This is a genomic window from Desulfobacter sp., assembly GCA_028768545.1.
Lineage (GTDB): Bacteria > Desulfobacterota > Desulfobacteria > Desulfobacterales > Desulfobacteraceae > Desulfobacter.
The window spans coordinates 758,138-771,279 of the sequence record CP054838.1; the positions used below are offsets into that span (position 1 = coordinate 758,138).

The 13,142-nt window shown below is 50.4% G+C and carries 7 protein-coding genes and 1 pseudogene; 3 read left to right on the top strand and 5 right to left on the bottom strand.

Features of this window, described 5'->3' with window-relative positions; all coding sequences use genetic code 11:
* The first annotated feature begins 326 nt into the window (after window positions 1–326).
* Window positions 327–935: a cupin domain-containing protein gene (locus HUN05_03680; GenBank protein ID WDP84359.1), complete on the top strand. Its 609-nt coding sequence runs from the start codon at window positions 327–329 to the stop codon at window positions 933–935.
* A gap of 402 nt (window positions 936–1,337) precedes the next feature.
* Complete coding sequence (locus tag HUN05_03685) at window positions 1,338–3,818, top strand: radical SAM protein (GenBank protein ID WDP84360.1); 2,481 nt, start codon at window positions 1,338–1,340, stop codon at window positions 3,816–3,818.
* A gap of 103 nt (window positions 3,819–3,921) precedes the next feature.
* Here HUN05_03685 and HUN05_03690 read toward each other — a convergent pair.
* The 5 genes and pseudogenes from HUN05_03690 to HUN05_03710 all read right to left on the bottom strand — a co-directional run bounded on the left by HUN05_03690 (window position 3,922) and on the right by HUN05_03710 (window position 11,741).
* Window positions 3,922–5,486, bottom strand: a pseudogene (locus HUN05_03690) (DUF3369 domain-containing protein).
* 136 nt (window positions 5,487–5,622) lie between these two features.
* Window positions 5,623–5,814 (bottom strand): DUF2892 domain-containing protein, encoded by a 192-nt coding sequence (locus HUN05_03695; GenBank protein ID WDP84361.1) that lies wholly within the window; start codon window positions 5,812–5,814, stop codon window positions 5,623–5,625.
* A gap of 3 nt (window positions 5,815–5,817) precedes the next feature.
* Window positions 5,818–9,021 (bottom strand): efflux RND transporter permease subunit, encoded by a 3,204-nt coding sequence (locus tag HUN05_03700; GenBank protein WDP84362.1) that lies wholly within the window; start codon window positions 9,019–9,021, stop codon window positions 5,818–5,820.
* Window position 9,022: 1 nt separating this feature from the next.
* Window positions 9,023–10,132: an efflux RND transporter periplasmic adaptor subunit gene (locus HUN05_03705; GenBank protein WDP84363.1), complete on the bottom strand. Its 1,110-nt coding sequence runs from the start codon at window positions 10,130–10,132 to the stop codon at window positions 9,023–9,025.
* 88 nt (window positions 10,133–10,220) lie between these two features.
* Window positions 10,221–11,741 (bottom strand): sigma 54-interacting transcriptional regulator, encoded by a 1,521-nt coding sequence (locus HUN05_03710; GenBank protein ID WDP84364.1) that lies wholly within the window; start codon window positions 11,739–11,741, stop codon window positions 10,221–10,223.
* A gap of 141 nt (window positions 11,742–11,882) precedes the next feature.
* On the opposite strand from HUN05_03710, the gene HUN05_03715 reads away from it, so the two are divergent.
* Window positions 11,883–13,070, top strand: a complete 1,188-nt coding sequence (locus tag HUN05_03715; protein WDP84365.1) for a GAF domain-containing protein — start codon at window positions 11,883–11,885, stop codon at window positions 13,068–13,070.
* Window positions 13,071–13,142 lie beyond the last annotated feature (72 nt).

The following is a 13,142-nucleotide window of genomic DNA, read 5'->3' on the forward strand; positions in this document are numbered from 1 at the left end:
GATTAAAGGGTTGTCCCAACAGGGGCTTGGGGGTGCAGGAAAAAACCCCGTTTTGGGGGTGCCGTCTTATCTTTATTTTTCCATACCATGAATGGAGATAAAAGGTTAAGGAAAATTGTGATCATGGCGGATTCGTTTCTGGCGTCAAGCGCCAAGAGTGATGCCATAAAAAATTTATCTCCCTGGGGGGAATTCATTCTCCTTGGGCTGGCCCTGGTGTGCAACTTAAAACTCACCCCCTTATTCCTTGATCTAAAAGTTTCACCGTGCTAAACTTTTTTCATGTTTTTTTAACTATGATTAAAAATTTACAGGAGGCCGGACCCATGTCACCCCAGATGGAAACCAGAGTAAAAGAAGAGGTGGCCGCCCTGAACCTGGGCAATAAGATCAGGAATCTTCGAAAACACAGGGCCTTCACCCTACAGGAAGTCTCTGATCTTACCGGCCTGTCAAAACCCTTACTCTCTCAGATTGAAAATAATACTGCCGCCCCGCCCATTGCCACACTGATCAAGATTTCCACCGCCCTGGGAGTTAAAATTTCCCATTTTTTCCAGGACCAGAATATGGATGATAGAATTGTGGTGGTCCGGAAAAAAGAGCGGTACTCGGTTAAGAAATTATTTCACCATAAAAACGAAACCCGGATCGGATACAAATGGGAGGCCCTGGCCTACCCCATGGTGGGCAAGCAGATGGAACCCTTTGTGGTGGAGATTGAGCCCAGGGAGGAAAAAAAACTCTTGTTCAACGATCACCAGGGTGAGGAATTTCACTTTGTTCTGGACGGGATTGTTGAATTCAGAAGCGCTGACCAGGTCCATCACCTGAAAAAAGGGGACAGTATTTATTTTGATTCCAGCATTCCCCATGCCCTCAGGGGGATCGGCGGGGTGGCCAAATCTTTGATTGTTATTTTCGCCCCCAAATAAAGGGGGGTGCGATGGAGCACGACAGGTCCAGCCCAGAGTGTTTTGGCGCTGAAACCGTTATGAGTTTCAATCTTGGGCTGACGTATTTGTCTATTCTCAATACGATCTGCCATGGCCCGAATCGTTCATAACCTGAAGGTCGAAAACTGATAATGTTACCTCATCTGTGTCGTTTCAGACCGTTCGCATTAGAGTCACTTAGGCTTCACGGCCTGATCCCTTGAAGCTAAAGCAAAATCCATTCGTGAAATATGCGGGTTGGGGCACCCCAAAATCAAGGGCTGATTTTGGTCAACAGGGGTTATCTCTGGCCCCCGGTTAAAAAATTTCGTGTTTTTTTAACCCATCTGGGGTAAACCTGTTGCTTTTAAACGGTTTGAAGAGAAAGGGTGAATCAATATCATGAAAAAAGGCTTGGAATTGCTTTTTTTACCTGAAAAAAATCAAATTTTGACCCAGGCGGCAATGGACTTTTTAGCGGCCTTTGGCAGTCCTGCGCTTCTGGGCAAAGACTGGGCACGCATATTCAAAGGGGCTGCCCCTGAACAAAGGTTTGACAGACTCTTGTCTGCCTGCGGGTTTGACAGGGATCCCGGCGGTTTTTTTTCAGGGATCAGGCATCTTATTTTGGATGCGGCCGCCGAAGGAAGATCTGCACACATCGTCTTTAACAGGGTTGAACTGCCAACCTTGTTCTTATATCATTTGCTGGAAACCGATGATCCAAGCCAGTCTTTGCTTGCCGTAAAAACCGTAAAAACCTTATCTTCCGCCACAGCCAGACCCATAAAAGATGCGGAAAAAATCCAGGAGGTGCTCGATCAATACCCGGTGAGGCTGTCCGCCCATGTGATCCGGCAGTCCCTGGTGTCAGAGGGGGTTGGGACCCAATACCTTCCCTTTGCCCGGGAACTGGACCCCAACGGTCATACTTTGACCTTTGACGGCCATTTTAAGCAGGGGCTGATGGAACAGATGTACCAAAACCGGGCGATTTTTCTTCTGGACATGCGCTGCCCGGTGTATTGCCGGTTCTGCTTTAGAAAGCACAAGAGTCTGAGGAAAGAAAAATCCCCCACGGTCGCTGATGTTAAGGCGGCCGTGGCCAGGGTCGAACAGAACAAGGATATCAAAGAGATTTTGATCACAGGGGGAGAGCCTTTGATCAACATGAAAAATCTTAAGGCCGCCATCAAGGGGCTTTGCCGGATTGACCATGTAAAGACCCTGAGGATTGCCACCCGGTCCCTGGCCTATTATCCCCATCTTTTTTCCCACCACGACCATGCCTTGTTATCCTATCTCAAGGAACAGCAGCACCTTTGCCGTGACAAGGGAAAACTTATTGAAATCGGGGTTCACATGGTTCACCCGGATGAAATTTCAATTCAAAGCCTTGAAATCATGTCAGAACTGACCCGGTCCGGGATTCCCGTCTATGTCCAGACCCCGTTTTTAAAAGGGCTCAACGATACGGGTCCTGTGCTGGCCAGGCTGTTTACCCTGCTGCGCCAGGCCGGTGTCCGGATTTATTATATTTTTACCCCCTGCCATCCCATCCACGGCACTGAAAAATACTGGAGCCCGATTTCCCTTTCAATATTGGCCTATACCTATTTAAGGGCCAATATTTCAGACCGTGCCATTCCAAAGCTTTGTACGGCCACCTCTTTGGGCAAGATGGAGTGGCATTCCTCAGGCTGGGCTGTGGCACCTGATAGAGACGACCCCTCCCATATCTGGATCCGGACCCCGTATACCCGGGCCTATTTTCAACAGATGGTCCGGAACGGTTCAGCTTTGCCTGAAACCCGGGAAAACAAGGATCTTACCCTGGATGTCAAGTGCCTCATTGATATGGGGGAAGACCATTATTTTCTGGGATCCCATGACCTTGAGGTCTTGGAAGAGATTTGCCTGGAAGATCCCGGGGTACGGGCCCGGGCAAAAGAGATTCAAACATTATTTTACGGACCTGACCCCTTGATGGAAAGCTGTTTTTCAAGCCCCTGTCCCGGGGTGAGCCGGGTTCACAAGACCCGGGTGGAAATGGATTTGGATGTTGGGGATCGGGCCATGGCATACCTTGAAGCCCATCCTGAGATCAGCGATATTGTGTTGAGAGTGGATTTTCGGGCAGCAGATGCACCTGATTTTGGGATCAAAGGGCAGATTGATCAGATTGTCTCTTTTGTCAGGCGCCTGGAACTCTTTGATCAAAGGGGTTTTTCCATCAGAATCAGGTGGCAGGCATTTGACCAGAGGCCCGGGCAATTCACCAGGGAGGATATCGAAAGGTTAGGGGCTTTGGTCACCGATTCTCTGACCCGGCCAAGGAAAATAGAGATTGAAACCTGGTGGCTGGGTCCCTGGCAGGTCTCTTTGGCCCATGGTCAGCTGAGCCGGGCCTTATTATCCAAAGGCATTGCGGTTTACGGGAACCTGGCCCTGATTTCAGATCTAAACCACACCCCCGGTCTTGGTGTTGAAATGGCCCACGCCCTCAGGGATGCCAGTATCGGGTTTCACCATGTTTATGCGGCAGGCCTGTTAATCCAGAACAGGTTCAACCGATCAAAGCCCATTACAACGGACCGGATTCTTGCCATTGCCTCGCGTGTGCGCAAGGAGTGTTCCGGCAGACAGATTCCCCTTTATGTGATCTGGACCCCTCTGGGCGAGGTGGACTTTGGTTTGACCTCAAAGCTTGCAGACCAGGGCAGACAAATTCTGGTCTATCCCTATGACAGGGCATATCTGGCAGATATGGCGCCTATCGACCCGGATTTATCTTTGGACACTGCCCAGAGTATAACACCGGGCAGGAACCTCACAAAGGTAAACCTTGAAGGTCTTGTTTATAGCCCGGGGTTTTGGGTCTGATTATTGGAATCTATGGGAAATATCCGAAAGTCCCCGGTGTGTTCAGCAGGAAAAATTCCCGGGTCCTGATCGGGCCCGGGGGGAGACGCCGTAATCCAATCTCTTATACACCTGGGTTTTGAAGGGGATCATCCCTGTATTTGTCCTGAATTTCCAGGATTTGCTGCCTGGCCTTCATGGCCGTGTTGACCAGGTGGGGGTCAAATATTTTGCCTTTTTCCTGGCTGATATAGTCAAAGACCTTGTCAACGGGCCAGGCTTTTTTGTAAACCCGTTCGCTGCCCAGGGCATCAAAAATATCGGCCAGGCAGGTGAGCCGTCCGGCCAAGGGGATTTCAACCCCTTTGAGTCCCCTGGGATATCCTGTGCCGTCCCAGCGCTCATGGTGGGTATAGGCAATTTCAGCCGCCATTTTCAAAAGCTTTCGTTTTGAGGAGGAGAGAATTTTATGCCCGATGTCCGTATGGGTTTTCATGATGGTGAATTCTTCAGGGGTCAGTTTTCCGGGTTTGAGAAGGATGGCGTCGGGTATGGCCATTTTTCCCACATCGTGCATGGGGGAGGCCGCCTTGATCAGCGCTATTTCGTCTTTTGGATATCCGGCGGCCTTTCCTAAAATCTCGATGTATTCACCGACCCGGATGACGTGGTAGGCGGTTTCCCTGGACCTGTTTTCAACGATTTCTCCGAGAAGATGAATAATCTCCTGCTGGGTTTCCTGGATTTCCTGGTTCAAATATCGGTTGTCAAAGGCCACACCCACGTTCCGGGTAAATATATCCAAAAGACCCTCATACTCCTGGGTCATTTTTTTATCGCATCCTTCCAGGTAAAGGATGTGGTCTTTTTTTTCTGGGTGGGAAAGTATCCCATGAAATTATTGCCGAAATACCGGCTTTTTTGGTCTTTAATGGTTTGTTTTAATTGGGATTCCAGTTCCGGATCCATGGAATGGCAAGTGTTGTCTGTTTTTGTATTGGCATATTTTCCCGTGGCTGCGATAAATTCGCAGTCGCCGTTGGGCCCTTTGGCCATGGTAAAGCCTTCATTCCTGATGTACAATGAATCCTGGAGCCTGAACAGGGCCGAAATCTGGGTGAGCACACCCTGGGCCAGTTTTTTTATGGAATGCTGTTTGAACAGATCCCCTGAGGCTTCAATGATATACCGCAACCCGGTGCGGTTATTTTCAATGGCCTGCATGTCCCGGTAGGACCGGATGGCCGTGTAAATGACCGTGAAGAGCCGTTGGGAGGTCATCTCGGTTTTTTGTTTATAATCATTGATATCGTAATTCACTATGACTTCCCGCTCCGGGGCCTGGCCGGGCTGGCCCGTACGCAGGATAATCCTGACCAGTTTGTTTTTTAATTCTTTTCGTATTGTTCTGGCCACGTCCAGGCCGGCATGCTGGGTTTCCATGACCACATCCAAAAGGATGACGGCAATATCGTCGTGGATCCCCAGGCAGTCAAGTGCCTCTTTACCGGAATAGGCAGAGAGAAACTCTAAGGACCTGCCTTCAAATGAAAAATCGTCCAGCACCAGTTTGGTTGCCGTATGCACCTCTGGTTCATCGTCAACGATCAATAGTTTCCAGGCTTTCAAGGCCGGGCCGGAAGGGTTTTCCGGCTCTTCCGGCTTGAACACCAAAGAGGTATCGTTCATATTCGCTCCCCAAACGGGTTATTATTTTTATGTTGGTGATTCTTGTTCAGGCGGGTTTAATTTTAAGGCCTTTAAGCAATTTTTGTCAAGAAACACTTGAAACAAATCCCAGGGGACTGCCGGACCAGGTCCTGAATTATTTGGGAATTTTAAAGATGGTCTCCAGAATCGTTTCCATGGGACAAATTCCGGTAAAGGCAGACTGAACAAGGTTTAATCCCACAAAGGCCGTAAACAGGAACCAATAGGGAGAAACCAGCCAGCCCAGGGCCAGGGTCACTAGGATGATCACCCCTGCAATGGCGCGGATATATTCTTCCATTTTCATAATTTACCTCATTGATGATGATTTATCGTACAGGGCATAATAGACCACCGGGATCACCACCAGGGTGAACAGGGTGGAGGCGAAAAGTCCGAAAATCAATGCCCAGGCAAGTCCTGAAAACACAGGATCCAGTGTGATGGGAAAGGCGCCGATGGCCGTGGTCAGGGCGGTAAGGACAATGGGGCGCATCCTGACCACCCCCGAATCCAGGATGGCCTCTTTAAAGGGGCTTCCCTTTTGAACGGCTTCCTGGATAAATTCGATGAGCACCAGGGAGTTGCGGATCACAATCCCTCCCAGGGCGATCATGCCGATCATGGAGGTGGCGGTGAAAAATACGGGATTGGAAAAACCTCCCACATCACTGACAAAGAGGTTGAGGATGAAAAATCCCGGCATAATTCCCAGGATGGTCAGGGGAATGGCCATCATGATGAGCATGGGCATGACATATGACCGGGTGTTCACCACCAGGATAAAATAAATGCCGATCAGGGCTGCGGCAAAGGCAAGCCCCATATCCCTGAACACCCTCAAGGTGATCTTCCACTCCCCCTCTCCGGCCCATTGGATCCTGATGCCTTCGTCAAAGGAGATCGTTTTCAGGGTGGCCATCATGTCCAGCACGGCTTCTCCTGGGGCTCTTCCTGCCATTTCACCGGTGACATAGACCACGGGCTCCATGTTTTTATGGTAAATGGGGGGCCGGTTTTGGGTCTCCCGGATTTTTGCCAGTTCTGCCAGGGGAATGAGGTGGCCGGATCCGGACCGGATGGGGATATTGGCGATGGTCGCCAGGTCCGAGCGTTTTTTCCTGGGTAAAATCACCTTGATCCACAAGGGGCTGCGTTCCCTGTCCAGATGGATACTGGCAGGGGATCTGCCGCCCACGGCTGTGTTCAGGGCAGATAAAATGGCTTGGGTGTCAATCTGGTGGAGGGCGGCTTTTTCCCGGTCCACAACAATGTCTATCCTGGGGCTTGGCCCCTGGGTCATGATCTGGACGTCAGTGACCCCCTTTTCTTTTTCCATTGTTTTTTTAATGGTCTTAGCTGCCGTCATCAGGTCTGAATAGGGGGTGTCGTAGGAACCGTAGATTTCAGCCACCAGGGTTGAGAGGACCGGGGGGCCTGGCGGCACCTCAACCAGGGCAATCTTTGTTTTGTGTTTCCGGGCAATGGCCTCCAGATCTTTTCTCAGCCTGAGCAGCACGGCGTGGCTCTGCTGCTGCCTTTGTTCTTTGGGGGCCAGGTTGACCCGGATATCTGCCAGATAGCTTCCCTCCCGGATAAAATAATGGCGGACCATGCCGTTAAAATCCATGGGAGAGGCAATGCCGGTATAGGAGACAAAATTTGTGACCTCGTTCACGGTTTTTAAGTAGGCTTCAAATGCTTTGACCACCCGGTCTGTCTGCTCAAGTGAACTGCCCTCCTCAAGATCCAGGACAATCTGGAATTCATTTTTATTATCAAAGGGAAGCAGTTTAAGGGGGACCAGGCGAAATACCGCAAGTCCGCACGCCCCGGCCAGCATCAGGACAATGACAAGTCCGAGAACGGCTCTAAGCCAGGCCTTATCCAGAAAAGGGGTGAGTATGGCCCTGTACATGGCAGCGGCCCGGTTCATGGGATTTTTCGAGGCCTGTTTGGGGGGGGGACGGTTTTTAAGCAGATGATAAGAGACCCAGGGTACAATGGTCAGGGCCGCCACCGTGGAAAAACTTACGGTCAGGGGGACATTCACGGCCATGGGTGCCATATAGGGGCCCATCATCCCGGTGATGAAAAAAAGCGGGGTAAAACAGATAATAATGGCGATGGTGGACATGATCACCGGGGGTAAAACTTCCTGGACCGCCGCCAGGGCGGCTTTGAACGGGGGAAGGATTCCCATCCGGATATGGCGCTGGATATTGTCCACATTGGTGATGGGGTCATCCACCACAAGGCCCAGGGAGAGGATCAGGGCAAAAAGGGTGACCCGGTTGATGGTATACCCGAAGATATAATTGACAAACAGGGCCAGGGAAAATGAGACGGGTACGGCCAGGGCTACAACCATGGCCTCACGCCATCCCAGGGTAAAGGCTAAAAGCACCACCACCGAGAGAATGGCAAATCCCAGGGCGCTTAACAGCTCATTCACCTTTAGTCGGGCGGTTTCTCCTGTGTTCCGGGTGATTTCGATTCGCATGTCATGGGGGATGATTTTTCTTTTCATGGCAGCCACTTCCTCAAGGATGCTGTCTGCCACGGCCACGGCATTGGTCCCCTTTTTTTTGGAAAAGGCCAGGGTGACTGCCGGAAAGGTATCTGGCCCCTCTTTTGATTCGTTTTTCAGGCCATGGGCAGAAAAACCGATCCTTGTATAGGAGAGGGATTCTTCAGGACCGTCGATCACCTTAGCCACGTCACTCAGGTAGACCGGACTTTTTTTTCGGCCCGAGATCACCAGGTTTTTTACTTCTTCCACAGAAGAGAGAAAAGAACTTGAGGTCAGGGTGATGGCCTTGTTGGCCTTGTTGAAAACACCTGCCTGGGTGGAGACATCCGCCCCTGACAGGGCCAGATGAATATCTTCAAGGGATATGTCAAACCCTTTCATCTGCTCAGGATTCACCTCCACCCGGATTTCCCTGGACCGCCCCCCGATCACCTTTGTTCTGGAGATGTTTTTCAGCCTGGAAAGCCTTGTGGCCATTTCTTCACCCACCCGCCGCAGTTCATGATCTGAATTGGAAGGGGAGTAAAGGGTGAGGGTGATAATGGGCACATCATCTATTTCTATGGGTTTGACCAGCCAGTTGTCCACGATGGGCGGCACCCGGTCCAGGCTCATCTGGATTTTGTTGTGAAGTTTTAAAATGGATTTTTCCCGGTCTTGCCCCACAAAAAAACGGACCGTGACCACGGCCATTTCCCTGGTGGACATGGAATAGACATACTCCACCCCGTCAATTTCCCAGAGGATCTGTTCCAAAGGGGTGGCCACCAGGGTTTCAATCTCTTTGGGGCTGGCCCCGGGCGCCCTGACATAGATGTCTGCCATGGGCACCACAATCTGGGGTTCTTCCTCTTTGGGCGTGATGTATACAGAAAAAATGCCCAGGCTAAAGGCGATGAGTACCAGGATAATAGAGAGCTGGGAGGACAAAAAGACCTCAACGATCCGGGTCAGGAGGCCGGGGCTGGAATCATTTTTCATACTAGTATCCTATGGTGTCGTTTGCGTTTAACCCTGTCAGCACTTCGATTTTGGATTCAAAGCGTTTGCCGGTTTTAACATAAACCGGGTAAAATTCATTTTCCTTTGTTTTGACATTCACCATTTCCAGCTGGCCCACCCGGATCAGGGCGGCCTCGGGGATGAGCAGGGTATGCTCCTCTTTGACCGGGATGAGCAGGCGGCCGAACATGCCCGGATAGACCCCGGGGGTGTTCGGCAGGGCCGCCTTGACCAAAAAGGTCCGGGTCTGGGGGTCGGCATAGGGAACAATCTCTTCAATGGTGGCACTCAGGGTTTGCCCCAGGGTCTGGATCTTTACCCCATAGGATTTACCCTGGATAATTTTATGGATAAGCCCTTCCCTGACCCGGGCTTCCAGGCGAAGGGATCCGCTGGTCTGGATGGTGAGCAGGGGTTTTCCCGGAATGGCCTGGTCACCGGGGTCAATGAGGCGTTCAACCACCACGCCAGGGGCAGGGGACTTGATTCGGGTAAATCCCATGGCAATATTGGCCTCACGCACCACTTCCTGGGCCTTTCTGATATTGGCTCTGGCCGCGCCAACGCCCTGCTTTGAACGGTCCAGCCTTGCCTTGGCCTGGAGGTATCCTGCCCTGTCTATTTCCAGTTTCTGGGACGGCACCACCTCTTTGTCAAACAATATTTTGGTTCTCAAATAGGCGGCATGGGCCTGATCAAGCCCTGCCTGGGATTCTTCTATGGCCTTGCGGGCCTGGTTGAGACTGTTTTTAGCATAGGCAAGCCCCTCTTTTGCCTGTTCCAGGCGGGCAGCCAGCTTTCGGCTGTCCAAGGTGACCAGAATCTGCCCTGCGGTAACCCGGGCTGAAGGGACCACATTCACCTTGAGCACCTGGCCTGGAACCTGGGATTCGATCCGGGTCTGGGTGAGGGGGCGGATGGTGCCCACGGCAGCATGGGTTCTGACGATGACTTTGTTCTCTACCGGAACAATATGCAGAACCGCCACGGACTGGGGGTTTTGGGGGGATCTGCCCGGCTCAATGCTGCCCGAGTCGCACGAGGGAAAAGAAAAAACCAGAAGGCACAGGCCCATAAGCATTTTTTTCATGACACAGCCTTTAAATTAATAATGACAGAGATTGCTTAAAACAGGGTAATTCCAAATCAGGATGGTGTCAACCTATTTGGGATCGGGCCTATCGATAGTCCTTGTAATTGATATTGTATTTACCGGCCTTGTAGGAAAATTTTCTCACCGTGATATTAATGAGTTTGGCTGCCTTGTTGATATTTCCCCGGGTATTTTTCAAGGCATCCATGAGAATCTCTTTTTCCAGGCTGCCCACGGCAGCTTCCAGGGAGAGGGGCAGGGTTTTGGACTTGGTGCCGGTCTGGAGGGTGGCCGGCAGATGGTAGGAATGGACCGCCCCTTCATTGCAGAGGATCACGGCCCGTTCAATACAGTTTTCAAGCTCCCTGACATTGCCCGGCCAGTGGTATTCCATCATCATGTCAATGGCCGGGGTGGTAATCCGTTTAATCTCCTTGGTGTGTTCTTTTCTGTATTTTTCAAGGAAATGATCGGCCAGCAGGATGATATCGGTCCTGCGCATGCGCAAAGAGGGAATATAAATGGGAAAGACATTGAGCCGAAAATAAAGGTCATCCCTGAATTTGCCCTGCTGGACCATCTCCTCCAGGTTGGAGTTGGTGGCCGCCACAATCCTGACATCCGCCCGTATGGGCTTGTATCCCCCCACCCGTTCAAATTCCTTTTCCTGGAGGACCCTGAGCAGCTTAACCTGGGCTGAAAGATCCATGTTTCCGATTTCATCTAAAAAAATTGTCCCCTGATTGGCCAGTTCAAACTTTCCTTTTTTCTGGTGGGATGCCCCGGTAAAGGCCCCTTTTTCATGGCCGAACAGCTCACTTTCAATTAGATTTTCAGGTATGGCCGCGCAGTTGATCTTTATAAAGGGATTCTGGTTCCGTTTTGAGTTGTAGTGAATGGCGTTGGCCACAAGCTCCTTGCCTGTGCCGCTTTCCCCCCGGATCAATACCGTGGCCGAGGAGGAGGAGACCTGGGAGATCATCTGGAGAACTTCTCTCATCTTGTTGGAGTTGCCGATGATATTGGTAAACGAGTACTTGTTTTCCAGCTCTGATTTGAGCCGGAGATTTTCGGTTTTGAGCTGCTCTTTTTCCACCCGGATGGTTTCAATATTGATGACATGGTGGGCCACCATGGTGGCCACCACCGAGAGCAGTTTTTCTCCGTTGATCAAAGAGCGTTTGCCCTCATAGGGCCGGTCCGCAGAAATGGCGCCCACCACCCGGTTTTCTTTTTTAATGGGCACGCAGATAAAAGAATAGTCCTGGCCCTGGCCCAGGTTTCTGGAATGGGTTTTGTCAAGAAACAGGGGCTCTTCACTGATTCTAGGTACCACTGCGGCCTTTCCCGTTTGGATGACCTGGCCGATAATCCCTTCTCCCGGCAGGTATTTTATCTGCCGGGTTTTTTCTTCTGAAATCCCGTGGGCGATTTCAATTCTGATTTCACCGGATTCCGTATTGGTCAGAAAAATGATCCCCCTGATCAGGTTCAGGGATTCGGATAAAACGCTTAATACCTTGAACAGGGATTTTTTCATATCCATGTGCTGGTTCAGGGATTCGCTGATTTCATATAAGAGCGAGATTTCTTCTATGGACTTCATATAAGGGTATACCGGCAATTGAATTTAATATTATTATTTACTACTCTTTCCCCAGTCTGACTGCTATACTGGCACATACCGTGTTATAGCATAAAAATCAAACCGAAATACAGGGAAACACGGGATTGGGGAGCAGATTAAATGGGATCAAGCATTAAAAGGCATTCTTCTGAAGGAAAAAGAGATGATACAAAAGCCCTTGAGGTCTTGTATGATATTTCCCAGGCGGTTTCCAATACCCGGAACCTGTATGACCTTTATGTGAATATCCACAGGGCGCTGGACACCATCCTTACCGTGGATAATTTTTATATTGCCCTTTACCATAAAGACAAAGATTCCATCACCTTTCCCTATTATGTGGATGAAAAGGACGAACTTCCCGACGAGATTTTCAACTTCAGCCAAACCGCTTCCCTCACCGGCCAGGTGATTGATTCCAGGCAGCCCATGATTTTTTATGAGCAGGATATCATTGATTTTTCCCGCCGGCAGAATCAGGAGGTGATCGGCACGGTGTCCAAAATTTGGCTGGGGGCACCTTTGATCATCAAGAACCGGGTCATCGGGGCTTTGGCCATCCAGAACTTTGATTCTCCAAAAGCCTATCAAGAATCTGATCTTTTCGTGCTCAACACCATCTCCCAGCATATTGCCCTGGCCATTGAAAGAAAAGAGACAGAAGAAAAATTCAAGGAACAGCAGCAGGTGCTTGAAACCATTCTCGAGTCTTCTCCTGTGGGGATCTGTCTTGTGGAGAACAGAATATTTAAATGGGTGAACACCCAGATGGTCAAGATGCTCGGGTATTCGTCAAAAAGCGATCTTACCGACAAAAGCGCAGCCATTATCTATGGATCAAAAGCAGATTACAAAGCCGCAGGCCAGACAATAGAATCCCAGATGATCAAAGCCAACCGGGCTGATTTTGACTATGAACTTGTCCGCAAGGACGGGTCTCATTTTAAAGCCCATGTCATTGCCACAGGCTCCGGCAAAGGGACAAACCGTATTATCGGCACCATTGCCGACCTGTCCCAGAGGGAAAGGGTCCATGAGGAGCGGATGGAAAAAGAGCGGCTTCAGGGGGTGCTTGAAATGGCCGGGGCCATCTGCCACGAAATCAACCAGCCCCTGCAGACCATTCTCGGGTATACCACCCTGTTTGATACGCCTGAAACCGTTACCCCCAAAGCCCTGGAAGAGATCAAGTCCCAGGCCAACCGCATCGGAAAAATTACCAAGCGCCTTTCCAAGATTACCCGGTATGAAACCATGTCATACCCGGGAGATGCCACCATCGTCGATATCTGGCGCTCTTCCAACTAATATTCTTTTGTACCTTGATTAAAAGAGGGATTGATGGAATAATAGCGCCCTATTTCAGGGTGACTGAATTCT

Coding starts and splice junctions, on each gene's coding strand:
- HUN05_03695 (WDP84361.1), bottom strand. CDS start 5,814: ATGAAAATGGAAGAATATATCCGCGCCATTGCAGGGGTGATCATCCTA.
- HUN05_03705 (WDP84363.1), bottom strand. CDS start 10,132: ATGAAAAAAATGCTTATGGGCCTGTGCCTTCTGGTTTTTTCTTTTCCC.
- HUN05_03710 (WDP84364.1), bottom strand. CDS start 11,741: ATGAAGTCCATAGAAGAAATCTCGCTCTTATATGAAATCAGCGAATCC.
- HUN05_03680 (WDP84359.1), top strand. CDS start 327: ATGTCACCCCAGATGGAAACCAGAGTAAAAGAAGAGGTGGCCGCCCTG.
- HUN05_03700 (WDP84362.1), bottom strand. CDS start 9,021: ATGAAAAATGATTCCAGCCCCGGCCTCCTGACCCGGATCGTTGAGGTC.
- HUN05_03685 (WDP84360.1), top strand. CDS start 1,338: ATGAAAAAAGGCTTGGAATTGCTTTTTTTACCTGAAAAAAATCAAATT.
- HUN05_03715 (WDP84365.1), top strand. CDS start 11,883: ATGGGATCAAGCATTAAAAGGCATTCTTCTGAAGGAAAAAGAGATGAT.